At 59.0% G+C, this 22,405-nt stretch carries 22 protein-coding genes; 13 read left to right on the forward strand and 9 right to left on the reverse strand.

The genetic code is table 11. The features are described 5' to 3' along the window. The first annotated feature begins 81 nt into the window (after window positions 1-81). The 4 genes from PH5382_RS03070 (at window position 82) to PH5382_RS03085 (ending at window position 3,432) form a co-directional block, all read left to right on the forward strand. Entirely contained in the window at window positions 82-831 is a 750-nt protein-coding gene (locus tag PH5382_RS03070; protein WP_231751786.1) for an SDR family oxidoreductase, read from the forward strand. Continuing rightward, window positions 828-1,442, forward strand: a complete 615-nt coding sequence (locus PH5382_RS03075; protein WP_058332880.1) for an enoyl-CoA hydratase/isomerase family protein — start codon at window positions 828-830, stop codon at window positions 1,440-1,442. Before PH5382_RS03070 ends, PH5382_RS03075 begins: the two co-directional genes overlap by 4 nt. A 4-nt stretch (window positions 1,443-1,446) precedes the next feature. Then, window positions 1,447-2,166 carry a VOC family protein gene (locus tag PH5382_RS03080; protein ID WP_058332881.1) on the forward strand — a complete coding sequence of 240 codons (720 nt, stop codon included), beginning with the start codon at window positions 1,447-1,449 and terminating at the stop codon, window positions 2,164-2,166. An 81-nt stretch (window positions 2,167-2,247) separates the two neighbouring features. Next, entirely contained in the window at window positions 2,248-3,432 is a 1,185-nt protein-coding gene (locus PH5382_RS03085) for a TIGR03862 family flavoprotein (RefSeq protein WP_058332882.1), read from the forward strand. A gap of 37 nt (window positions 3,433-3,469) precedes the next feature. Here the strand turns inward: PH5382_RS03085 and PH5382_RS03090 are convergent, their stop codons facing one another. From PH5382_RS03090 to PH5382_RS03110, 5 genes are all read right to left on the reverse strand, one after another. After that, complete coding sequence (locus PH5382_RS03090) at window positions 3,470-4,060, reverse strand: glutathione S-transferase family protein (RefSeq protein ID WP_058332883.1); 591 nt, start codon at window positions 4,058-4,060, stop codon at window positions 3,470-3,472. 120 nt (window positions 4,061-4,180) lie between these two features. Beyond that, entirely contained in the window at window positions 4,181-5,209 is a 1,029-nt protein-coding gene (gene holA, locus PH5382_RS03095; protein ID WP_058332884.1) for a DNA polymerase III subunit delta, read from the reverse strand. Beyond that, a complete protein-coding gene (gene lptE / locus PH5382_RS03100) occupies window positions 5,206-5,769 on the reverse strand; it encodes an LPS assembly lipoprotein LptE (RefSeq protein WP_082645549.1) in 564 nt (187 codons plus the stop codon). Before lptE ends, holA begins: the two co-directional genes overlap by 4 nt. After that, the gene (gene leuS, locus PH5382_RS03105; protein ID WP_058332885.1) at window positions 5,756-8,323 is read right to left on the reverse strand and encodes a leucine--tRNA ligase; all 2,568 of its coding nucleotides are present in this window, start codon (window positions 8,321-8,323) and stop codon (window positions 5,756-5,758) included. The genes lptE and leuS overlap by 14 nt, the downstream gene beginning before the upstream one ends. An 88-nt stretch (window positions 8,324-8,411) precedes the next feature. Continuing rightward, window positions 8,412-8,900 (reverse strand): DUF3576 domain-containing protein, encoded by a 489-nt coding sequence (locus PH5382_RS03110; protein ID WP_058332886.1) that lies wholly within the window; start codon window positions 8,898-8,900, stop codon window positions 8,412-8,414. Window positions 8,901-9,312: 412 nt separating this feature from the next. On the opposite strand from PH5382_RS03110, the gene PH5382_RS03115 reads away from it, so the two are divergent. Both PH5382_RS03115 and PH5382_RS03120 read left to right on the forward strand, forming a co-directional pair. Then, a complete protein-coding gene (locus tag PH5382_RS03115) occupies window positions 9,313-10,407 on the forward strand; it encodes a porin (protein ID WP_058332887.1) in 1,095 nt (364 codons plus the stop codon). Window positions 10,408-10,528: 121 nt separating this feature from the next. After that, window positions 10,529-11,188 carry a YggS family pyridoxal phosphate-dependent enzyme gene (locus PH5382_RS03120; RefSeq protein ID WP_058332888.1) on the forward strand — a complete coding sequence of 220 codons (660 nt, stop codon included), beginning with the start codon at window positions 10,529-10,531 and terminating at the stop codon, window positions 11,186-11,188. A 63-nt stretch (window positions 11,189-11,251) separates the two neighbouring features. On the opposite strand, the gene PH5382_RS03125 is transcribed toward PH5382_RS03120, so the two are convergent. Together PH5382_RS03125 and ribA are read right to left on the reverse strand one after the other, a co-directional pair. Next, window positions 11,252-11,779 (reverse strand): L,D-transpeptidase family protein, encoded by a 528-nt coding sequence (locus PH5382_RS03125; RefSeq protein ID WP_197409984.1) that lies wholly within the window; start codon window positions 11,777-11,779, stop codon window positions 11,252-11,254. Then, the gene (gene ribA / locus PH5382_RS03130; RefSeq protein ID WP_058333012.1) at window positions 11,776-12,864 is read right to left on the reverse strand and encodes a GTP cyclohydrolase II; all 1,089 of its coding nucleotides are present in this window, start codon (window positions 12,862-12,864) and stop codon (window positions 11,776-11,778) included. Before ribA ends, PH5382_RS03125 begins: the two co-directional genes overlap by 4 nt. A gap of 173 nt (window positions 12,865-13,037) precedes the next feature. Here ribA and PH5382_RS03135 point away from each other — a divergent pair, with 173 nt between their 5' ends. Continuing rightward, complete coding sequence (locus tag PH5382_RS03135; RefSeq protein WP_058332889.1) at window positions 13,038-13,724, forward strand: response regulator transcription factor; 687 nt, start codon at window positions 13,038-13,040, stop codon at window positions 13,722-13,724. A 131-nt stretch (window positions 13,725-13,855) separates the two neighbouring features. On the opposite strand, the gene PH5382_RS03140 is transcribed toward PH5382_RS03135, so the two are convergent. Then, complete coding sequence (locus tag PH5382_RS03140; protein WP_058332890.1) at window positions 13,856-14,965, reverse strand: TauD/TfdA family dioxygenase; 1,110 nt, start codon at window positions 14,963-14,965, stop codon at window positions 13,856-13,858. 355 nt (window positions 14,966-15,320) lie between these two features. Here PH5382_RS03140 and PH5382_RS03145 point away from each other — a divergent pair, with 355 nt between their 5' ends. The 4 genes from PH5382_RS03145 to PH5382_RS03165 all read left to right on the forward strand — a co-directional run bounded on the left by PH5382_RS03145 (window position 15,321) and on the right by PH5382_RS03165 (window position 18,172). Next, window positions 15,321-16,109 (forward strand): exodeoxyribonuclease III, encoded by a 789-nt coding sequence (locus tag PH5382_RS03145; RefSeq protein WP_058332891.1) that lies wholly within the window; start codon window positions 15,321-15,323, stop codon window positions 16,107-16,109. A gap of 264 nt (window positions 16,110-16,373) precedes the next feature. Continuing rightward, window positions 16,374-17,309, forward strand: a complete 936-nt coding sequence (locus PH5382_RS03155; RefSeq protein ID WP_058332893.1) for a tetratricopeptide repeat protein — start codon at window positions 16,374-16,376, stop codon at window positions 17,307-17,309. A gap of 27 nt (window positions 17,310-17,336) precedes the next feature. Next, on the forward strand, window positions 17,337-17,975 hold the full coding sequence (locus PH5382_RS03160) for an LON peptidase substrate-binding domain-containing protein (protein WP_058332894.1): 639 nt from the start codon (window positions 17,337-17,339) through the stop codon (window positions 17,973-17,975). Beyond that, on the forward strand, window positions 17,972-18,172 hold the full coding sequence (locus tag PH5382_RS03165; RefSeq protein ID WP_058332895.1) for a Trm112 family protein: 201 nt from the start codon (window positions 17,972-17,974) through the stop codon (window positions 18,170-18,172). The genes PH5382_RS03160 and PH5382_RS03165 overlap by 4 nt, the downstream gene beginning before the upstream one ends. Window positions 18,173-18,209: 37 nt before the next feature. On the opposite strand, the gene PH5382_RS03170 is transcribed toward PH5382_RS03165, so the two are convergent. Beyond that, on the reverse strand, window positions 18,210-19,436 hold the full coding sequence (locus tag PH5382_RS03170; protein WP_058333013.1) for an FAD-dependent monooxygenase: 1,227 nt from the start codon (window positions 19,434-19,436) through the stop codon (window positions 18,210-18,212). Between the two features lie 179 nt (window positions 19,437-19,615). Between PH5382_RS03170 and PH5382_RS03175 the strand changes: the two genes are divergently transcribed. Beyond that, window positions 19,616-20,950, forward strand: a complete 1,335-nt coding sequence (locus PH5382_RS03175; RefSeq protein ID WP_058332896.1) for an amidase — start codon at window positions 19,616-19,618, stop codon at window positions 20,948-20,950. Window positions 20,951-21,100: 150 nt separating this feature from the next. Further along, complete coding sequence (locus tag PH5382_RS03180; protein WP_058332897.1) at window positions 21,101-22,282, forward strand: aminotransferase class I/II-fold pyridoxal phosphate-dependent enzyme; 1,182 nt, start codon at window positions 21,101-21,103, stop codon at window positions 22,280-22,282. Window positions 22,283-22,405 lie beyond the last annotated feature (123 nt).

Raw genomic sequence — 22,405 nt, forward strand, 5'->3', positions numbered from 1 at the left:
AGCGTCAAGGGTGCCTGGGACTGGACCGTTCCCCCTAAGCAGTTTACCACATTCTGGAGGGCGGATTTGGAGATTAATATGATCGATATCAAGGGTAAAACTGTTGTCATCACCGGTGCAAGCCGGGGTATCGGGGCGGATGCAGCACGTGTCTTTGCGGCAGCCGGGGCCAATCTGGCCTTGCTGGCAAGGAGCACCGACAGTCTGGCGACCCTCGCCGAAGAGATCGGCGAAAACACGCTGGCTTTTGCCTGCGATGTGTCAGACCCGGCCGCAGTCGCGGCTGCCCTGCAAAAGATCCATGCGGATTTTGGCAGTCTGGATGTGCTGATCAACAATGCCGGCGTCATCGACCCGATTGCCCGCATCGAGGAGGCCAGCCCAGCCGATTGGGGCAAGCTCATTGATATCAATATCAAAGGCGTCTTCAACGGGGTGCACGCCGCTTTGCCGCTGATGAAATCGGGCGGGGGCGGCACCATCATCAATATTGGGTCTGGTGCGGCCTATAACGCGCTCGAAGGCTGGAGCGCCTATTGCACCTCTAAGGCGGGGGTTCTGATGCTGACGCGGGCGCTGCATCTCGAAGAAGGCAGCAACGGCATTCGGGTGCTGAGCCTGTCGCCAGGCACCGTCGCAACTGAGATGCAACGCAAGATCAAATCCAGCGGTATTAACCCGGTAAGCCAGCTTGCCTGGAAGGATCACGTGCCTGCCGAATGGCCAGCCAAGACTCTGTTGTGGATGTGCAGCCCGGATGCGGATGAGTTCCTCGGTGACGAGGTCTCGCTGCGGCTTGATCTCATTCGTCGTCGGGTGGGCCTGATATGATCGATCTGGAGATATCCGAAACCGGGCTCTGGACCGTCACAATCAACCGTCCGGAAAAGGCCAATTCCCTGACCGAAGCCATGCTGGAAGATCTGGTGGATATCATCACCCGTGCCACCGATGCGCGCGGTTTTATCCTGACTGGCACAGGCAAGGTCTTCAGCGCTGGGGCCGATCTGGATGAGGCACGCGCAGGTCTTGCGACCTCTACCGTCTGGGAGCGGCTGTCCAAGGCGATGGCAGCGCTGCCTTGCCTGAAGGTAGCAGCGCTCAACGGGACGTTGGCAGGAGGCGCCAATGGCATGGTGCTGGCCTGTGATATCCGTCTGGCGGTGCCAACGGCGAGGTTCTTTTATCCGGTGATGAAACTTGGCTATTTGCCGCAGCCTTCGGATGCCATGCGAATGAGCGCCCTGATCGGCCCGGCTCGTACCAAGATGATCCTGGCAGCGGGGCAAAAGATCGAAGCAGAAGAGGCCTGCGCCTGGGGCTTGGTCGATCGTCTGATTGCGCCCGAAGATCTGATGGCACAGGCCCGTTTGCTGATGGTGGATGCGCTGGCTGCCAAGCCCGAGATTGCAAGCGGTATCCTTGCAATGTGCCGGGGCTAGTCCTTTGAAACGCCTGTCTGGCCTGCATCTTCGTGTCCCCGATCCGGCCGCGCTGGCCGCGTTTTATACCGATGTGATGGGCATGCAGGCGCAGCATCTGGGCGATACTTGGCGGGTTGGATACGTTGGTGCCGATGCCGATCTGATCTTGATGCCCAGCCTTGTCGAGGCCGGTGCTCAGGATTATGTGTCTGCCCGCACAGATCGCTACTGGAAAATTGGCATCTGCCAGCCGGATCTGGATATGGCCTATGACCAGCTTTGTCGTCGCGGGGTTGCGGTCTCTGCGCCGCGACAATTCCTTGATATTGGCTATATGGCACATCTGACGGACCCGGCGGGCTGTGTCATTGAATTGCTACAGCATGATTTTGATGGCACGCGACAGCAGCAGGGGAATACCGATCTGCCGTTGGGTGGTGACGGCCATATTGGCCAGATCACGCTGCGCACAGGCAATATCACCGCAGAGTTGGCAGCGCATGAGGACATGACCCTTTTGTCTGTGCAGGATGTCGCGGACTATGGGTTTGATCTGTATTTTCTGGCCTACACGGCAGAGCAGCCGCCAAACCAGGACTTGCGGGCGGTGGAAAATCGCCCCTGGCTCTGGCGGCGGCCCTATACCACTTTGGAATTCCAGCACCTTGCTGGGGCCACGTTTGAAAAGACGGATGTCTTTGACGGCCTGGAGATCACAGAGAACAGTGCAACGGGCACATAGGGGCCTCGTCTTTCTCAATGGGCTCCAGTAAAGGCCCTGCCAAGAGCCCGTGTCACGGGCATTCGTTAAAAGGGTGACATCATGGACCAGACTTGGGATGCAGTGGTGATTGGTGCAGGCCCTGCAGGGCTAATGGCTGCCGGTGAGATCGCGCGGGCCGGACATCGTGTTCTGGTCGTCGAAGCCAAGCCGTCGCTGGCGCGCAAGTTTCTGATGGCTGGTAAATCCGGTCTGAACCTCACCAAGGACGAGCCTCTGGCGCAGATGATGCCACAGTATGGCAGTGCTGCAGGGGCATTGTTACCGATGATCGAAGCCTTTGATCCGGCAGCCATTCAGGACTGGGCCCGTGCGCAGGGCCGCGTGTTGTTCACTGGCTCTACCGGGCGGGTTTTCCCGTCCGAGATGAAGGCATCACCGCTGCTCAGGGCCTGGCTTCTTGAACTCGAAAACCTGGGCGTGAGCTGGCAACGCCGCTGGCGCTGGACTGGCTGGGATAATGACGCACTCTGCTTTGACACCCCTGAAGGGGTGCAAACCCTCAACACCCGCGCCACAGTTTTGGCGCTGGGCGGGGCCAGCTGGGCTCGGCTGGGCTCTGATGGGGGCTGGGCAGATATTTTGGCGAGCCGAGGCGTGGATCTTGCGCCATTCCAGCCTGCTAACGCGGGACTTCTGGTCAATTGGTCAGATCATATGGCGGCGCAGTTCGGCCAACCTGTCAAAGGGGTGCGCTGGCAGGCAGGTGAGAGCGCGTCGCGCGGGGAAGCAGTGATCTCCAAACGCGGATTGGAAGGCGGCGGTATTTATTCCATTTGCGCCGCTGTACGCGGTGGGGCGCCGCTGACAGTGGATCTGCTGCCGGATCTGACCGTTGACGTGGTGGCTAAACGCCTGTCTGTGGCGCGCGGCAAGGCAAGCCTTGCAAACCATATGCGCCGCACGCTGAAACTCGGAGCAGCTCGCACGGCGTTGTTGCAGGAATTTGGCCGACCACTGCCGCAGGACCCAAAGCACCTTGCCGATCTGATCAAGGGCCTGCCGGTGAAATACGCAGACCTGCGCCCGATGGATGAGGCGATTTCGACCGCGGGCGGGGTGATGTGGAGCGCTTTGGATGAGGATCTGATGCTGATGCGAATCCCCGGCATGTTCTGCGCCGGTGAGATGCTGGACTGGGAATCGCCAACAGGCGGTTACCTGTTGACGGGCTGTTTTGCCACCGGGCGCTGGGCTGGCCGTGCAGCGGTGCGCTACCTAGCCTAGACTGCACTTTGGCTAGGTTTTTATTTGGCCAGCGTCTTTATTTGGCTTGCGCTGCGGTCCGTTTGTAAGCCTCGCGTGCTCGCATGGCTTTACTGTAGTCCAGAACGGCTTGGCTTTCGATCGGGAATTTGGCGCTGAAAGCCCAGTTCAGGCAGTGCGTGAAGACGATATCGGCAATGCTAAAGTCCTCTCCCATCAGATAGGGGCCTTTGATGCGGCTCTCGATCCGGGCCAGGTTGCGGGCAAACTCCCACTTCAGGCTGTCTTTTACCTCTGGCACGCGCTTGTCTTCGGGCAGGGCAAAGCTGTGACGCGCAGCCGTCCAAAGCAGGGCGTCCAGCTCATCCAGGCAGAGCTGGGTCATGGCATCCTGACGGGCGCGGGCCAGAGTGCCGGCCGGGGCGGTCAGTTGACCGTGTTTATCTGCCAGATAGGTAATGATGGCGGTCGAATCGGTGATCGTCTCCCCATCGTCCTGAAACACTGGCACCTTGCCGGATGCATTCAGTGCCACGACCTCGGGGCTCTGCGGCATCGCCGGGTTCAGTTCATAGGGCTGGCCCAGTTCTTCGAGTGTCCAGAGCACGCGAAAGGTGCGCGTCATTGGTTTGCCGATAACAGTATACATGAGGTTTTTCTCCCTGATCTTTGTTGCCCGCCAAGATGCCGGGGCAGCGGCGCAGGTCAAGAGAGGATCGTCGCGAAACAACACGTCGAGACCGCATCGCCAGACCGCAAAGGCGCTGCGTCAGCGTGCGCGGCCCAACATGGCCAGACGGATCAGGGCGCGTTCCATCAGCGCCAGTGCAGGCGCTGTCTGCCCGGCCGAGCGCAGCAAAAGGTCGGTATCGGTCAGAATTGTCAGGGCGCGTTGTAGACGATCCGCCCCCCAGTTTTGCGCCTGACGCTGCACCCGGTCGCGACGTTTGCCATAAAGCGGCGGGCGCAGACGGCCAATGCCCTGCGCTGCCCCGCCGGGATCTGCCGCAACCGTGTAAAGCGTGCGAAAATGCCGGGTGGCGCCAATACACAGTGTCACCGCATTGGTGCCCTGCGCTTGCAGGCGGCTGATCAGCGGGCCAATTTCGGGAGTGCGCCCCTCGGCCACCACATTGAGCACATCATCCAGCGCAGCTTCGGTGGATTGTGGGGCAACGGCCTGAATATCCTCGAGACTGAGCGGTTCGTTATCGCCGTATTTATACAGCGACAGCTTTTCGATCATGCGGGAAAAATCGCCGGGGCCAATGTCATTGGCAATATCCGTCAGCGCCGACATGCTGTCACCCGGTACATCGCGAATCTTTGCTTCGCCAAGGATCCGTTCGATTTCGGCGCGCGATGGCGGATCATCGTAGATCCCGGTCGCATAGGCATTAGAGTGGGCCTCAAAGCCTTTGCGCAGCTTAGATGTTGCCTTCAGCTGGCCTGCGGTGACCACGATCTGCGCGTCCCCTGGCTGCCATTCTTCAAGTGCTGCCAGAATCGCCGGGGCGGCGGTGTCATTAGCCTCTTCGACAAAGACGGCGCGCGGGCCGGGAAAAAAACCGACGGCTTTTACAGCGTCCAACAGCTGAGCGGGATCTTTGCGCAGCTCTGATCCGGGCATGCGCGACAGGCGCATTTCCTCGTCCGCTTCGGGGCCCAGCAGCGCGGCCAGCATCTGCTGGCGCTTCAGGGCAACGCGCATGGCATCGCCGCCATAGATCAACAATCCGGTTTTTTTCGGATCTGGCCGGGCGCAATAGCCTTCGGCGTCGCGTGGTGACAGCTTCATTCGACAGGTGCAGTTGTGACGGGTGCGACAGCAAGATCCGCCGTGGCCAGGATGCGCGACGTGATCTGGTCCGCAAGAATTCCCATCAGCCTTTCATAGGCATCGCGTTCACCTGCCAATGTCTCAACAGTAGATCCGGTGGCAGAATAGCCAGTAAAATTGGTCTCGGTGCCGCTAGAGACAATCACACCATCAGAGAGACGCGTCAGGCTATAGCCAGCTTTGCCAATGATCGAATAGCGGGTGATATCGTTGCCTGCAGTGATCGCCTGCCCTTCTTGGCGGGTGGCCAGTGTCAGCCCAAGATCGTAGTCGCCAGAACTGTTGCGGCCCAGCCGCTCTTCGAGATCGCGGACCAGGAAATAGGCGTTGGACTCTCCGGTCGAATCCACCTGCTCAGGCACCTGAATGCTGACCTGACCATAAAGTGCCGTGCCGCCGCCCCCCGGTGCGTAGACCGGGGTGAAGCCACAGCCGCTGATCACGCCAAGCGTGAAGGTGCCGACCACCACGGAGGCAGTCAGGCACAGACGCCGCAGAGAGCGGTTAAGCAACGACATTGACGATTCGACCGGGCACCACGATCACCTTTTTCGGGGCGCCGCCATTCAGCGCCTTTTGCACAGCTTCGTGTGCCAGGGCGATTTTTTCAACCTCTGCCTTGTCGAGATCGGCAGCGACGCTGATCTCTCCACGGCGTTTGCCGTTGATCTGGATCGGCAGGGTGATCGTATCCTCGACCAGCATCGCCTCGTCCGCGACCGGCCAGGGAGCGGTTGCGATCAGGCCTTCGCCGCCCTGATATGCCCAAATGTCCTCGGCCAGATGCGGTGTCATTGGTGACATGAGTTGTGCGAGGGTCATGATTGCCTGCTTTTGTGCTGCCTGACCTGCCTTGGATTTCGCCAGTATGCTGGTGAACCCGTAAAGCCGCGCGATTGAGGCGTTGAAGCCAAAGCTTTCCACACCCAGTGTCACATCGCGAATGGCTTTGTGCATTTCGCGCAGCAGTTCTTCGTCGCCTTCACCTGCGGCACCCGGTTCCATCGCGCCGATCTTGTCGCAGAGGTTCCAGACCCGGTTGAGGTGCTTATAGGCGGCCTCGGCACCCGAGGCGGTCCATTCCACATCCCGTTCGGGAGGCGAATCAGACAGGACAAACCAACGCGCGGTATCGGCCCCAAAGGCAGAAATGATCGACAGCGGATCCACTACATTGTTCTTCGATTTCGACATCTTGGCCGAAGGCACCACAGTCACCTCGGCGCCGCCCTCCTTGAGGAAGGCCTTGCCGTCGCGCAGCTCGACCTCTTCGGGGTAGTGGTAGACCGGGCGGCCATTGTCGCCTGTGGTTTGATAGATTGCATGGGTCACCATGCCCTGGGTGAACAGCGCGTCAAAGGGCTCTTCGCAGCCATCGGGCAGGTGGCCGCAGATCTTCATCGCACGCGAGAAGAAACGGGCATAAAGCAGGTGCAGAATCGCATGTTCCACGCCGCCAATATATTGATCCACATTCATCCAGTATTCTGCCTCAGCCAGGATGGTGGGGGTTTTGGCATGTGGCGCGGTAAAACGGGTGAAATACCAGGAGGAATCCACAAAGGTATCCATCGTGTCGGTCTCGCGCTGGGCAGGTTTGCCACAGGCGGGGCAGGCGCAGTTGCGCCAGCTGGGGTGACGGTCCAGCGGGTTGCCGGGCACCGAGAAATCAATCGCTGTGCCGTCTTCGTCATAGGGCAGGGCGATGGGCAGGTTCTCTTTCTTTTCTGGAACCACGCCGCAGTCCTCGCAGTGAACAACCGGGATGGGGCAGCCCCAATAGCGCTGACGGGACAGACCCCAGTCGCGCAGGCGGTACTTGGTGACGCCTTCGCCCCACCCAGCATTTTCAGCATAATCAACGGTGGCGTTGATCGCCTCTTCACCGGTGGCCTCGGTGAGGCCAGCAAAATGGTCAACCCAGCGCACTTTTTCTGATTTGGCAGGCACCAGGGCCTCACCGGCGACGGGAGTGCCGTCCTCAGGCATGTAAAATGCGTTAAGGACCGGCAGGTCGTATTTGCGGCAGAAATCGAGATCGCGCTGATCATGCGCGGGGCAGGCAAAGACCGCGCCGGTGCCATAATCCATCAGGATAAAATTAGCGATCCAGACGGGCAGCTCCCAATCGGGGTTGAGCGGGTGTTTGACCTTAATTCCAGTGTCATAGCCGAGCTTTTCAGCCGTCTCGATGGCCTCTTCGGTGGTGCCACCCTTGCGGCACTCGGCGACAAACTCTGCCACTTCAGGCGAGTTGGCCTCGAGTTCTTTGGCGATGGGGTGATCCGGTGAGATGCCAACAAAAGATGCGCCATTCAGCGTGTCGGGGCGGGTGGTGTAAACATCGATTGCCGCGCCACCATCGGTGCGTTCAAAGCCAAATTGTAGGCCGCGAGATTTCCCGATCCAGTTTTCCTGCATCAGGCGCACCTTGGCAGGCCAGTTGTGCAACCCGTCCAGCCCCGAGAGCAGCTCTTCGGAATAGTCAGAGATCTTGAAGAACCACTGCGTCAGCTCGCGCCGTTCAACCAGAGCGCCAGAGCGCCAGCCACGTCCGCCTTCGACCTGTTCATTGGCAAGAACGGTCATATCGACCGGATCCCAGTTCACCACGGCGTTTTTGCGATAGACCAGCCCCTTGTCGAGAAAGTCGAGGAACAGCGCCTGCTGCTGGCCATAGTAGTCTTCGTCGCAGGTGGCGAATTCGCGCGACCAGTCCAGCGAGAGCCCCAGCGGCTTCATCTGCTCTTTCATCGCGTCGATATTGGCGTAGGTCCAGTCTTTTGGGTGCCCACCCGATGCCATGGCGGCGTTTTCTGCTGGCATCCCAAAGGCATCCCAGCCCATCGGGTGCAGCACGTTGTGGTCAGTCGACATTTTGTAGCGTGCCACCACGTCACCCATGGTGTAGTTGCGCACATGGCCCATGTGCAGCTTCCCCGATGGATAGGGGAACATCTCGAGCACATAGTATTTTTCTTTGCCAGGCGTGCGCTTGGCTTCAAAAATACCGGCCTCGTTCCAGGCCTTTTGCCATTTTGCTTCGATTTCGGTGGCAGCGTAGCGCGACATCACGACTGGTCCTTTAAGAATGAAAACGCCGGGTGGTGACCCGGCGCATGTATTATTGTTGTTTTTATCTCTGTGCCAGAGCCGGGTGTCAGAGGTTCTTGTCGGCGATGCGCAGCTGGCGCGCGCGCGACAGGATCGCGTCTTCGACTGCGCGGGTGGTCGAAGCACTGACCGCGCGGCCACCCTTGGTCTGCAAAGAAACATTGAGCGAGCGGGCATCCAGTGCCGGATCCTTGATATGGACCGTCGCGCGATAGGCACGATTACTGCCGGGAGGGGTTCCGTAACCGGTGGAGATCACACCGGTGAAAGGGTCAACCGACTGCACCGGCAGAAACTCCAGCACATCCAAGCTGGCGTTCCACAGATAACGGTTCACCTGAACCTTTTGATCGGGTGTGCCGCCAAACAGATCCCAGAACGAAGACTTGTCGCTTTTTGCGCTGTCGATATCATTGTTGAACTCACGCGGCGCCTGTCCTGTCGGTGAAACCCGGCCTTCCTGATTGCCACAGGCCGTTACGCCAAAGCACAAAGCGCCTAACAAGGTTGCTTGAAAGAATTTTTGCAGTTCCATAGCCGCTCCCGAACCCAAAGTCTTGCCGCACTCCTACCGTATCGGCGGGCAGCGGGGCAAGGGCTTTAGCTGCAAGAGGCGGCATCCTGCGAATCGAGGTGCTCCCACAGTTATATATGGGTCACAGCCGATTGAAGGGATTCTTGGCGGGACCTTTCCGGGCCGGGGGCGTCATTTTGCGCTGCCTTAAAGTAGCGGCAGGTTAAGGAATTGAGGGTATTGGGCGGCCTTTAGCCGGTTGGGGCCGGGTTGGGGCATAAGACTGTGGCAAAGCTGCACCATCCCGAAGTGCAATGCTGCGCGCTCTGTGGGGCGCTCTTGCCAAAATGGGGGGGAAAAAGCGAAACCCCTTGTCATACCCACACCGGATTCCCCGGTTTGGGCATCAGAATTGAAAACCGAGGGAAAAACGATGAAAAAGGTTCTCTTCGCGACCACCGCGCTGATCGCAACCGCTGGTATGGCCGCAGCCGAAGTCAGCATGTCCGGTTATGGCCGCTTCGGTCTGGACTACAACTCCGCAAACGGCGACGCCATCAATGCCGATGGTTCTGCCAATGCAGGTGGTGTTTCGGAAACCAACATCACCAGCCGTCTGCGTCTGCAGTTCGACATGTCCACCGAAGCAGACAACGGTGTTGGCTTCAACGCACGTTACCGTGCCCAGGCTGAAAGCCGTGACGGCGTTGCCGGCACCGGCGCATTCAACGGCGCACGTTTTGGCGTGACCTATGGCGGTCTTGCTGTCAACGTTGGCAACATCATCGGTGCAGTTGAAAACACACCTGGTCTGTACGTGACTGGCGCCCGTTCGGCTGGTACTGGCATCGACGGCATGGGCTTCCACTCCCTGGCCATCAAATCTTCCAGCGCACTTGGCGTTGTTGGCACTCGCTTCAACTGGGATGCATATTCCTCCGCAGGTGCTGGTTCCAACGGTATCGAAGCTCTGTACTCCACAGGCGGCTTCACCGGTCACATCTCCTACAGCCAGCGTAACGGTGGTGCCGTTGTTGGTGACGCAGGTGGCGAACAGCGCACCGCAGTCATGGTGACCTACTCGTTCTCCGATTACTATGTGGCTGCCTCTTACCAGGCGACTGACAACTCGGCGACCATCACCACCACGAACGGTACCGTACTTGACCCCAACGACGGCCTGTACCTGCTGACCGCTGGCGGTGACTTCGGTGCATTCGGTGCAAAACTGGCCTACGGTTCCACCGATGTTGCTGACTCGGTTACTCTCGAAGGTAACATGGACATCGGCGCAGCTTCGAACATCGTTGTTTGGGTCAACAGCACCGACGTTGACGCAAACCTGATGGCAGATACTACTGTTACTGGTGCAACCACTATTGGTGCAAACGCGACTGCAAGCGACGGCACCTCCTTCGGCATCAACTACCAGTACGACCTGGGTGGCGGCGCTACCTTCGTTGCTGGCTATGTTGACGAAGCCGACGACGACAACCAGTTCCAGGCTGGTGTATACTTCAGCTTCTAAGCTGAAATACGCTTAGCGTGAATTGGGGGCGGGCTCTGCAAAGAGCTCGCCCTTTTCTTTTGTCTCTTAACATCTGTGCGCAAACAGTGTTTTTCTGACCTCGAAATCAAAGAGGCCTGATATGTCGCTGCAAGATATCAAAACCCGCATTGCCACCGCCGAAGCCAAAGCCGGGCGCTCGGCTGGTTCCGTACAGCTGATTGCGGTGTCGAAGGTGCAACCCAACGCGCGTGTCGCCGCGATTCTGGACGAAGGGCAGCGCTGCTTTGGCGAGAATCGTGTTCAGGAAGCCCTGGGCAAATGGCCGGATTTTGCCAAACACTATGATGGTCTGGATCTGCATTTGATTGGCCCCTTGCAAAGCAACAAGGCGCGCCAGGCGATGGAGCTGTTCAACGCCATTCACACGCTGGACCGTTTGAAACTCGCCAAAAGCATCGCAAGGCTGGCACAGGAGCTGGGCAAATGCCCGGATCTGTTCATTCAGGTCAATACTGGGGCCGAGCCGCAAAAGGCAGGTGTCCTGCCCGGCGAGGCGGATGATTTCATCGCCGAGTGTCGCGCGCTGGACTTGCCGATCAAGGGCCTGATGTGCATCCCGCCGGTTGAAGGATCCGCCGCCGATCATTTCACCCAATTGGCCGCGATTGCAGAGCGCAACGACCTGACTGGTCTGTCGATGGGGATGAGCGGTGATTTTGAGGTGGCGATTGCCCATGGTGCTACTCATGTACGCGTAGGGTCTGCCATTTTTGGTGCACGCGCCTATGCCGAAACCTAATCAGATCCGCTTGTAAGCAAATGAATTGGGCCACAGATCGATCTGGCTTGGCCCAGCTCGGTACTAGGTCAGGTTGGGCACAATGACCCGGCTGCCTGGGCATACGCGTTGCGTTATCCAGGCGAGGTTAGCCCGCGAAAAGGCAATACAGCCTTCGGTGCCATAGCCGGGCCGACGCCATTGGTGGATGAATATCGCCGAACCTTTTCCTGCCGTCGCATTTGGCCAGTTCCAATCCAACACCAGCACCAGATCATAAAGCGGATCTGCACGGCGCAGATGCTCGTGGCTGAAGCCATAGGGCGCGGTTACATGGCTGTTGTAGTGACTGTCGCGGCTGTCATCGGACCACAGATCCGTCGGCCCGATGGGTTCGGCCCAGTGCGCAGGCCGGGCCATGCGATCAGGGCGATAGAGCATGCCGACAATTCTGTGCTCTCCAATTGGCGTAGCCCCATCCCCTTCGCGCTTATCGGCGGTAAAGCCCCCCTTGCCGATGGAGCAGGGCAGCAGGCGGCCACAGAATCGCACGCCCTGTCGGGTCAGGACCAGATCGCCGGGGCGCTGTGCAGCCGCTGAGGCCGCTTTCATAGCATATGACCGGATTTGGCCGCTTTGGTCGCCAGATACTGGCTGTTATGAGCGTTCTCGCCCACTTTCAGAGCCACCCGTTCTGTAACCTTGATGCCGGTTTTTTCCATCATCGCGATCTTTTTGGGATTGTTGGTCAGCAGTCGCACCTGCGAAAATCCTAGCTCTTTGAGGATGGCAGAGCCAAGGCGAAAGTCGCGCTCGTCGTCCTCAAAGCCAAGCCGGTGATTTGCCTCTACAGTGTCAAATCCTTGATCTTGCAATGAATATGCACGCATTTTGTTGGCCAGACCAATGCCGCGCCCTTCTTGGTTGAGGTACAGCAGAACGCCTGCGCCCTCTGCTCCCATCTGGGCCAATGCACCGTGCAGTTGCGGGCCACAGTCGCATTTCAGTGATCCTAAGACATCGCCGGTAAAGCAGGCGGAATGTAGGCGGGCCAACACTGGCTTGCTGCGATCCGGGCGGCCGATTTCAACGGCGTAATGTTCTTCGGCACCGTCTTCGGGGCGGAATATATGTAGCCGACCAGCCTCTGCGGCAGCCATGGGCAGGCGGGCGGCGGCCACCGGATGCAGTGGCGAGCTTTGACTCATCAGCGGCTCAGCGGCGGCCTGTGGCAACAGGGTGAGGCCGTGGCTTGCAGTAAATTGCGCTGCCTGATCAATGGTCACCAGTAGGGCTGCAGGCAGCAGGCGGGCAGATTTCACCAGCGCGATGGCCAGACGGTGCAGTGCGGCTGATCCCTGTCTTTCGCTGTTGAGCGGGCCTTTCATTGGGATGCTCAGATCATCAGCCGGATCCGCCAGCGCCTGTACCCAGTTCAATTTGGCCTCTCTCGGCACAGCAATGCGGGCGGTATCGCCGTCATAGGCCGGTGTCTTCAGGGTTTCGGCCCGGCGCGCGGTCAACGCCAGGGTCACAGCCCCCTTGTCCTGCAGATCTTGCAGACGCTCTTGCGACAGGCATTCGGCTGCGATTGCCAAGGCTGCGCTGTTGCCGTTGGTCAGTACAACCGGCAGGCCCATGCGCAGATCCACCCGCGCGCGGGCCAGGAGTTCGATCATGGTTGGCATCAGGCTCATCGGGGCCATCCAGTGCTTGGTGACATAATATCGGCTCTTTCCTAGGGCTTCTTCTTGCAGAAGTGAAACAATTCCTGTCTGTCGGACACGTCGCCGTGAGAGTTTTGCAGCATATCTTGTCGTTTGCGAGAGGGAGGCGCATCTGTCAGTCACGGAAACAGGAGGGTAGCCAGATGGCACAACTGAAAAAGATTCTGCTGGTCGACGATGATGAAGACCTGCGTGAGGCCCTGAGCGAGCAATTGGTGATGACCGAAGACTTTGATGTCTTTGAGGCCGACAGCGGCCAGACCGCCATGGAGCGCGCCAAGGAAGCCCTCTATGATCTGGTGATCCTTGATGTAGGCCTGCCCGATACCGACGGCCGCGAGCTGTGCCGCCTGATGCGCAAGCAGGGGGTCAAGGCACCTATCCTGATGCTGACCGGCCATGACAGTGACGCTGATACAATTCTGGGTCTGGATGCCGGTGCCAATGACTATGTCTCCAAACCTTTCAAATTCCCTGTGCTTCTGGCCCGCATCCGCGCCCAGCTGCGTCAGCATGAACAATCCGAAGACGCGGTTTTTGTGCTTGGACCTTATACCTTTAAGCCAGCGATGAAGATGCTGATGACCGAGGATGATCGCAAGATCCGCCTCACCGAGAAAGAGACCAATATCCTGAAGTTTCTCTATCGTTCCAGTGATGGCGTGGTGGCGCGCGATGTGCTGCTGCATGAGGTCTGGGGCTACAATGCCGGTGTTACCACCCATACGCTGGAAACCCATATTTACCGTCTACGCCAGAAGATCGAGCCGGATCCCTCGAATGCGCGCATTCTGGTGACCGAATCCGGTGGATATCGCCTGATTAACTAGCGTCAAACCCCTTGATGCAGATCAAAGACGTGTTTTCCACTCACCTTTATTCTGTTCTTATCCCGCACATATCCGGGTCATGATATGTACCTCCCTGTTGGACTTGGCCGGGCTTCGCGCCCGGCCCTTTTTTATGCTCGCAGCAGGCGCAGTCGGCTTTCGAATTCACCGCGATCCACGTAGCATCCATGCAGGTGACGGAACCCGGTTTGCGGATCAAAGGCCTCACGGCCATGCAAAACGCGGCGATTGTCAAAGACCACCATTTCCCCGGCTTTGAGTTTCAACGTGACAAGATACTCATCGCTTTTTGTCATGATCATGAACTGGCGATAGGCGCGGTAGTAGCGCGACATCAGGTCAGGTGCGAGATCCAGGATATCCGCCAGATGAGCGTTAAAGCAGATCTCGATGATCTCGCCGTCTTCGTTGAGGTTGATCACCTTCTTTCGACTGCGGATATCCGTGTTTGCATCGTGAAACCGGAAAGGGATCGACTGCGTTGCCAGCAGATCAAACGCTTCTGGATCCTGGGCGCGCAGATCAGCGGCAATGGCGTATCCGTCACAGAACAGCGATCCGCCCCCGTCGGCCTCGTTCGCAAGGCAGTGCAGGAACTGGAACCCGGGCGGCAGTTCCTGATTGGTCAGATCCGTGTGTAGGGGCAGGGCAACCGGGGTATAGGCCAGATTGTTCGGGTTTGGTTTGGACTGCACCTCGAAGGTGACGCCAAAATTTGTCTCGCGCAGAAATCCGATGCGTTGCGCAACCTCCATGCCGGCCTTTGTGCTGTCAGCCAGACCCTCGACGATGGATAGGCCGAAAACCTGCGTTTCAACCATCCAGTCGCTCAGGGACTGGTCGGAGGCCAGTACCTTATCGGCATTGGCGCGCGGAATGCCTGCCGCGCCAAGATCGCGCCGCCAGAACTCAAACCCGGTGCGGGCGGGATCCTGCGCAGGCCGACCGGGGCAATGGGCCTGGAGCCATGACAGATCAAAGGTAGAAACTGTGTCATCGCCCTGCCACCAAATCGTGAGTGCTTGTGCGGCGACCTCGACCTTGCGGGCGGCAACATCAAGCGGAATGGTAGTCAGGTCGGTCATCCGCTCCTGGGTCTGTGGGTGAAACCCGGCCGGGTCATTGTCGCGCAGCCAGATATAGGGGTAGTTGGCAGATGTACCGTCGGGAAAAACGACGTGAACAAAGGCATCTGCAGCACGCAGAGATGCATTGGCCATGGGAAAGCCTCCATGAAATCATGCCTTAGGCATGTGGTAGATTGAATGTGATATGGTTTGGGGCGCGCGCTCAGCGCCGCGACACCCGCCCGGGGGGCGGCCACCAATCATAGGCTTTCTTGTAGGGGTGCCCGGGGCGTTGTCCCAGAACGGAGGCAAGTGGCACGGGCGGCAGGCCTTTTATTCGTCGAATGATCTGGAGCATTTGAGAAGATTTGGCAAAAATGACAAGGGAATTTTCGTTCCGACGAGTGTCGGTTGCCAAGAAATGAATTTCTCATAGATATTCTTGCTAGTGGTTCTCCTTCTGTTCATGCAGTATCTGGCCAAACTTACCCTGCAAAAGAGACATGTCATGGCCTTTACCCTTGCCACCTGGAACATCAATTCAGTCCGCCTGCGCGAAGGGCTGGTGCAAAAGCTGTTGCAGGAAGAAGCGCCGGATGTGCTGTGCCTGCAGGAGTGCAAAAGCCCGGTCGACAAGATCCCGATGGAAGGGTTCGCAGCCCTTGGCTACAGCCACATGGTGGCACGCGGTCAGAAGGGCTACAACGGCGTCGCGATCCTGTCCCGGCTGCCGATCAAGGAAGTCGGTGCCGAAGATTTTGCCAGCCTGGGCCATGCCCGCCACGTGGCAGGGCAGCTGGAAAACGGCGTCACCATTCATAATTTCTATGTCCCTGCTGGCGGCGATAAGCCTGACCGCGAGGTGAACGAAAAGTTCGGCCAGAAACTCGACTATCTGACCGAGATGCGCGATTTTTTCCACAGTGCCCGTCCGGAGAAGGCGATCCTGGTGGGGGATCTTAATATTGCCCCGCGCGAAGATGATGTCTGGGATCACAAGAAGATGCTCAAGATCGTCAGCCATACGCCGATCGAGATTGATCACCTTGCGGCGGTTCAGGAGGCTGGCGGCTGGGCCGATGTGACACGAGCCGATATACCCGAAGGTTTGCTCTATAGCTGGTGGAGCTATCGCGCCAAGGATTGGGATGCCGCAGACAAGGGGCGCCGTCTGGACCATGTTTGGGCAACTAGGGATATTTCGCAGGCGGCGCATTCCAGCCGGGTTCTGCGGGCCGCACGCGGTTGGGAAAAGCCCAGCGACCACGCACCGGTTTTTGCAAGCTTTGATCTGTAAGCCGGTCAGTCGGCAATGAGGTGGCGGGGGCTCCCGCCCGTCTTGTTGCCTTTGAAAAAGGCAACGCGCCCGTTGGGCCGGGCGCCGCGCTGACGCGCGGCGCAGTTCCGCTATACTGCAGTGATACCGTGCTGAAGGCCCCTTGGCACAGACTGACCTTTTGGCACAGGCTGGCTTTGATTTTGCGCTTTCGCGAAGTCCTCTCTTGGTTTCTGGTCTGCGAGAATCCATATAGGGGCCAAGCTTCAAACGGAGAACATTGAGATGATGGATATTCTTGGCGGTGCGGGCACAGCTGCCCCCGCAGGTGATCTGATCAAGGACGTCGATGAGGCGACCTTTATGCAGGATGTGGTCGAGGCCTCGATGCAGGCGCCAGTGATTGTTGATTTCTGGGCACCTTGGTGTGGCCCCTGTAAAACACTGGGCCCGGCGCTGGAGGCTGCGGTGACCAAGGCCAAAGGTGCTGTCACCATGGCAAAGGTCAATGTTGATGAAAACCAGCGGCTTGCACAGGCTCTGGCGCAACAAGGCTTGCCGTTGCAGTCGATCCCGACCGTGGTTGCCTTTGTCGAAGGCCGTCCTGTCGACATGTTCCAGGGCGCACTGCCCCCCAGCGAAATCGACGCCTTTGTGAAGAAGACAGTCGAAGCTGCAGGTGGCACCGCCGATGGTGGCCTGGCTGAGGCGCTGGAAGTCGCAGAACAGATGCTGACCGATGGCGATGTAGCTGATGCGGCGCAGACTTTTGCCGCCATTCTGGGCGAAGACGACAAGAGTGCGGCTGCCTATGGTGGCCTGGCGCGGGCACATATTGCGCTTGGCGACCTGGAGCAAGCCGAAGCCGTTCTGAACGGTGCTCCGGCCGAGATTTCCGACGCCGCCGAGATCGAAGCGGCGCGGGCACAGATCGAACTGGCCCGTCAGGCGGAAAATGCCGGACCAGTTGCCGAGCTGGCGGCAAAGGTCGAGGCCAACCCGGAAGACCTGGACGCACGGTTCGAGCTGGCGCAGGCCCTGCATGCCGCCGACGATGCCGAGGCTGCGGTGAGTGAACTGCTGGAACTGTTCCGGCGTGATCGTGAATGGAACGACGGCGCGGCCAAGGCGCAGCTCTTTACGATTTTTGATGCACTGGCGGCCAATGATCCGATTGTTCTGAACGGGCGCCGTAAATTGAGCTCGATGATATTTGCCTAATCGGGCTGGCGCTCTACAGTCATAAACATGTTCCAGTTTGCCAATTTGCCGGACACGATTGCTGTATTTCCATTGCCCGGGGCAGTTTTGCTGCCCCGGTCGCGGCTGCCGCTGCATATTTTCGAGCCGCGTTACCTGCAGATGCTTGAAGATGCCCTGAAAACCCCACAGCGCCTGATCGGTATGGTGCAGCCCTGTCCGGGTCATGATAGCGAGCTGCTTCATAGCATTGGCTGTGCGGGTCGGGTGACACAGTTTTCGGAAACCGAAGATGGGCGCTATCTGGTCACCCTGTCAGGGATCTCGCGGTTTCGCATACTTGGTGAGATTTCCGGGTTCAGCCCTTATCGGCGCTGCGAAGTGAACTGGCAGGGGTTTGAACGTGATCTGGGGCGCGGCGAAGCCGACAACAATTTCGATCGCGCCGCTTTTCTGGACCTGCTGGGGCGATTCTTTGCCGCGCGCAGCCTGTCTACCGATTGGGAAGCCCTGCAGGAGGCCGATGACGAGTTGCTGATCAACTCGCTGTCGATGTTGTTGGAGTTTGAACCCGAGGACAAACAGGCCTTGCTAGAGGCGCCCTGTCTTGTCACAAGACGCGAAACCCTGGTTACATTGATCGAGTTCGCTCTGCGGGGCGGATCACATGAGGAAATCCTGCAATGACTGAGGCCACAACCGAGACCAAAACAGTCGCCTTTGACCGGCGCATGCTGGAGGCGCTGGTGTGCCCAAAGACGCAGACTGTTCTGGAATATGACGCCGACGCTCAGGAGCTGATTTCCAAGGCTGCCAATCTGGCCTTTCCGATCCGCAATGGCATTCCTGTCATGCTGGTTGATGAGGCCCGCGTACTTGAGTGATCGAATCGCTTACTGATCTTGTGTCAGAGCGGGGAGCCTAGAGTGCTTCGCCTTTCAACAGGCGCGGCATATCACCGGTAAGGCCCGCTGCTTCGCGCATGAAGCTGCGTCTGAGCCCCGGAAGACCGTTTACCACCCCCATACCTATGTCACGCCCAAGGCGGAGCAATGGGTTGTCGTTGGAAAACAGCTTGTTGACCATGTCGGTCGTCGCGGCCAGCGTTGCTGTGTCAAACCTGCGCCACTGCTGGTAGCGCTCCAGCACCAGCTGGGATCCGATGTCCTCGCCCCGTCGCGTCGCGTGGGTCACCACCTCGGCCAGTGCGCCGACATCGCGCAGCCCGGCGTTAAGGCCTTGGCCCGCAATGGGGTGCATGCCATGTGCTGCGTCCCCAACCAGTGCCAGACGATCTGCGACGAAACTATTGGCGATGGTCAGGTTCAACGGATAGGTGAAGCGCTTGCCGACGAGGGAGATCTCACCCAGAAAATCGCCAAATCGCGGCTTGAGGGCAGCAATATAGTCGGCATCATTCAATGCATGGATCGCAGTCGCCATTTTGGTCTTCTCACTCCAGACGATCGAGGAGCGGTTGCCGGGCAGCGGCAGGATCGCCAGCGGTCCCGCCGACATAAAGAACTGATGTGCGATGCCATGGTGGGGTTTTTCATGATCGATGGCGCAGACCAGTGCGGTCTGCCCGTAGTCCCAGCCGCTGCGCTTGATCCCGGCGCGTTCTGCGGTGCCGCTTTTGCGCCCGTCAGATCCGACCAGCATGCGGCCACGCAGTTCTTCACCAGTGTCCAGCGTCAGGGTGACGCCAGTCTGATCCGGGGCTTGTGCCACAACACGGCGCTGATTGATCATTGTGATAAGTGGTTCGTCTTCCATGGCCTGCAAAAAGGCGCGGCGCAGATAACGATCCTCGAGCATATAGCCCATTGGGCCTTCTTCGATCTCGCGGTGGTCAAAATGCACAAAGAAGGGGGCAGCCCCTTCGCCGACATGGCCATCACTCGCCTTGATCTCCAGCATCGGTTGCGCGTGATCCGCGACCCGTGCCCAGACTCCGATCTGCGACAACAGCCGTTTCGAGGCCAGCGCCAAGGCGTAGCCACGTCCGTCAAAGGCATCATCCTCGAAATCTCCCTTGGGCAAGGCGTCAACCACGGTGACGCTGTGGCCGGTCTGTGCAAGGGCCAAGGCCAGGGCAGGGCCATTGAGGCCGCCGCCGACGATCAGGATATCGGATGTGTTTTTCATACCCCGCAATATGCGCTGATTGCTGGAATTGTCCATGGCTGGGCTACTCACTTTCGTCCGCAGGTTCTCAGGCAATGAGGTTCCGTGCGCTTCGGGATTGTGCCCTCGCAGCGGGGGCGCTACCGTCGCTTGAAAATCCACAAGAAATTCCACAAGAAAATCCATGGGAGTGATGGCATATGCAGGCTTGGCTGAAGATGAGCGCCGCAGATCTGGGACGCGGCATTGGGGCAGGTGAGATCGATCCGGTTGCTCTGACGCGCTGTTATCTCGCGGCGATCGACGCTCATCCGCACCGAGACCGGATCTATACGGTTGTGACCCATGACCGTGCCCTGGCCGAGGCCGAGGCGGCATCCGAACGCGCCCGTCTTGGTCTGCGGCGCTCGCTCCTGGACGGGGTGCCGATCAGCTGGAAAGACCTGTTTGATTCTGCGGGCACCCTAACCGAATCGGGATCAGACCTACTCAAAGGCCGGGTGCCGGATCAGGATGCGCTGGTGTTGGAGACGGCCACGGCCATGGGTACGGTGTGCCTTGGTAAAACTCATATGAGCGAGCTGGCATTTTCCGGGTTGGGCCTGAACCCGGTGAAGGAAACCCCGCCTTGTATCAACGACGAGTCGGCCGTGCCGGGCGGATCTTCGTCCGGAGCCGCGACCTCTGTGGCCTTTGGTCTGGCGGCCTGTGGTATCGGCTCTGATACAGGGGGGTCGGTGCGTATTCCGTCTGCCTGGAACGATCTGGTGGGGCTGAAAACCACCGCTGGACGCATCAGTCTCGAAGGGGCGGTGCCGCTCTGTCTGAAGTTCGACACTGTCGGCCCCTTGGCACGTACGGTTGAAGATGCAGCGCTGTTTTTAGGCCTGCTGGAGGGCACCGAAGGCCCAGACCTGCGCAATCCCGGTCCCCTTGCAGGGCGGCGTTTTGCTGATCTGCGTGGCATCGCACAGGAGGATCTGGACCCCGAAGTGGCGAAGTCTTACGCCGGTGCACTGGAGAAAATGCGCGCCGATGGTGCCGAAATTATTCCTCTGGAAGTGCCCGAGCTGGCAGAGGCCATGGCGCTGAGCGCCATTCTCTTCACCACCGAGGCCTATGGGCTGTGGAAGGATGTCATCGAGGCGAGCCCGGAGGTCATGTTCGCTGAAATTCTTGAACGGTTCCGGTCCGGCGCGCAGTTCTCCGGGTCCGACTATGTTGCGGCCTGGGCCAAGCTGGAGCAGGTCCGTATGGCTTGGGATCAGGCGGTGGCAGGGTTTGATGGTGTTTTGTTGCCCACCAGCCCGATCGTGCCGCCGAATCTGGCCCGCCTTCAGAGCGACCATGACTACTACGTCAAATCCAACCTTCTGGCTCTGCGCAACACCCGGATCGGCAATTTGATGGGGCTGTGCGCCCTGTCGCTTCCGACTGGCGTGCCGAGTTGTGGTCTGCAAGTCCTGGGTCAGCCGGATTGCGAGGAAGCCTTGCTGCGGGTCGGAGCCTCTGCCGAGGTGGCGCTCGCCAGCTGAGCGGCAAGGTGAGCAGAACACGCGGTGCGTAGTCTGACCTGAAAGCCACAAATTCCCGTCGGCCCTGTGCGAGCGACTGGACGCATGGGGCCCGGCTCTGTAATTTGTCACTAAACGGGGCGCCAATGATCCCGAACTTGAGGCCACATTATGAACTTCCCTGAGCGGTTTGCGAATCTGCCAGCCTATGCGTTCCCGCGTTTGCGGGCTCTATTGGATCATCACAAGCCCGGTGGCGATGTGGTGCATATGACCATTGGTGAGCCGAAACAGAAGTTTCCTCAGTGGGTGACCGATGTGATCGTGGAAAATGCCGCAGGGTTTAACAGCTATCCACCCAATGATGGATCGGATGAGTTGCGCGCAGCAATCAGCGGATGGATTTCCCGCCGCTATGGCGTTGAAATGGATCCCGCCACCCAGATCATGGCGCTGAACGGCACCCGCGAGGGGCTGTATAATGCAGCCATGGCGCTCTGTCCTGAGCAGAAGAATGGCCAAAAACCGGCGATCCTGATCCCGAATCCCTTTTATCAGGTCTATATGGTTGCCAGCCTGTCGGTTGGCGCAGAACCGGTGTTTGTGTCGGCTACGGCTGAGACGGGGCATTTGCCGGATTATGAGAATCTGCCGCCAGATGTGCTGGACCGCACGTCGATTGCCTATATCTGCTCTCCTGCCAACCCGCAGGGCGCGGTCGCGAGCCGGGACTATTGGCAGCGCCTGATCCGGTTGGCTGAAAAGCACGATTTCCGGATCTTTGCTGACGAATGTTACAGCGAGATCTACCGCGAGACTGCCCCGGTCGGGGCCCTCACCGTGGCACAGGAGATGGGCGCGAACCCAGAGCGGGTGGTGCTGTTCAATTCGCTGTCGAAACGTTCGAACCTGCCCGGTCTGCGCTCTGGCCTGATTGCAACGGGGCCGGAGAACATGAAACGACTCAAACAGCTGCGGGCCTATTCCGGCGCGCCCTTGCCGGGGCCCTTGCAGGCGGCCGCCGCGCGGGTCTGGGCGGATGAGGCGCATGTGGTAGAGAACCGTGCGCTGTATCAGGAAAAATACCAGGTGGCCGATGCGGTGTTTGCGGGGCTGGAAGGCTATATGCCGCCCGAAGCTGGCTTCTTTTTGTGGCTGCCCGTCGCCGATGGCGAAGCGGCCGCGTTGAAGCTGTGGCAGGAGACCGGCGTGCGCGTGTTGCCCGGGGCCTATCTGGCGCAGGGCGCGGCAGGCGAAAACCCCGGAACAGGCTACATTCGGGTGGCGCTTGTGACCTCGGCCGAGGAAACCCGCGTGGCCCTGACGGCGCTGCGGCGCTGTCTGTATGACTAAGTAAGAAGACTTGGCTGTGCGTTGGCACTGTCTGGACGATGACAAAATGACTGCGCTGCGGCACTGGAAACGGGGTTGCAGCGCCAAGACTAAAAACGGTGGATGAGCAGAACCTGCGGCAAC

Origin of the sequence: Phaeobacter sp. CECT 5382 (assembly GCF_001457775.1) — a bacterium.
Lineage (GTDB): Bacteria > Pseudomonadota > Alphaproteobacteria > Rhodobacterales > Rhodobacteraceae > Pseudophaeobacter.

Bases quoted from the DNA above. Each gene is read 5' to 3' on its own strand.
- PH5382_RS03075 (WP_058332880.1), top strand. From the start codon at position 828: ATGATCGATCTGGAGATATCCGAAACCGGGCTCTGGACCGTCACAATC.
- PH5382_RS03085 (WP_058332882.1), top strand. From the start codon at position 2,248: ATGGACCAGACTTGGGATGCAGTGGTGATTGGTGCAGGCCCTGCAGGG.
- PH5382_RS03090 (WP_058332883.1), bottom strand. From the start codon at position 4,060: ATGTATACTGTTATCGGCAAACCAATGACGCGCACCTTTCGCGTGCTC.
- holA (WP_058332884.1), bottom strand. From the start codon at position 5,209: ATGAAGCTGTCACCACGCGACGCCGAAGGCTATTGCGCCCGGCCAGAT.
- lptE (WP_082645549.1), bottom strand. From the start codon at position 5,769: ATGTCGTTGCTTAACCGCTCTCTGCGGCGTCTGTGCCTGACTGCCTCC.
- leuS (WP_058332885.1), bottom strand. From the start codon at position 8,323: ATGTCGCGCTACGCTGCCACCGAAATCGAAGCAAAATGGCAAAAGGCC.
- PH5382_RS03110 (WP_058332886.1), bottom strand. From the start codon at position 8,900: ATGGAACTGCAAAAATTCTTTCAAGCAACCTTGTTAGGCGCTTTGTGC.
- PH5382_RS03115 (WP_058332887.1), top strand. From the start codon at position 9,313: ATGAAAAAGGTTCTCTTCGCGACCACCGCGCTGATCGCAACCGCTGGT.
- PH5382_RS03120 (WP_058332888.1), top strand. From the start codon at position 10,529: ATGTCGCTGCAAGATATCAAAACCCGCATTGCCACCGCCGAAGCCAAA.
- PH5382_RS03125 (WP_197409984.1), bottom strand. From the start codon at position 11,779: ATGAAAGCGGCCTCAGCGGCTGCACAGCGCCCCGGCGATCTGGTCCTG.
- ribA (WP_058333012.1), bottom strand. From the start codon at position 12,864: ATGAGCCTGATGCCAACCATGATCGAACTCCTGGCCCGCGCGCGGGTG.
- PH5382_RS03135 (WP_058332889.1), top strand. From the start codon at position 13,038: ATGGCACAACTGAAAAAGATTCTGCTGGTCGACGATGATGAAGACCTG.
- PH5382_RS03140 (WP_058332890.1), bottom strand. From the start codon at position 14,965: ATGGCCAATGCATCTCTGCGTGCTGCAGATGCCTTTGTTCACGTCGTT.
- PH5382_RS03145 (WP_058332891.1), top strand. From the start codon at position 15,321: ATGGCCTTTACCCTTGCCACCTGGAACATCAATTCAGTCCGCCTGCGC.
- PH5382_RS03155 (WP_058332893.1), top strand. From the start codon at position 16,374: ATGATGGATATTCTTGGCGGTGCGGGCACAGCTGCCCCCGCAGGTGAT.
- PH5382_RS03160 (WP_058332894.1), top strand. From the start codon at position 17,337: ATGTTCCAGTTTGCCAATTTGCCGGACACGATTGCTGTATTTCCATTG.
- PH5382_RS03165 (WP_058332895.1), top strand. From the start codon at position 17,972: ATGACTGAGGCCACAACCGAGACCAAAACAGTCGCCTTTGACCGGCGC.
- PH5382_RS03170 (WP_058333013.1), bottom strand. From the start codon at position 19,436: ATGAAAAACACATCCGATATCCTGATCGTCGGCGGCGGCCTCAATGGC.
- PH5382_RS03175 (WP_058332896.1), top strand. From the start codon at position 19,616: ATGCAGGCTTGGCTGAAGATGAGCGCCGCAGATCTGGGACGCGGCATT.
- PH5382_RS03180 (WP_058332897.1), top strand. From the start codon at position 21,101: ATGAACTTCCCTGAGCGGTTTGCGAATCTGCCAGCCTATGCGTTCCCG.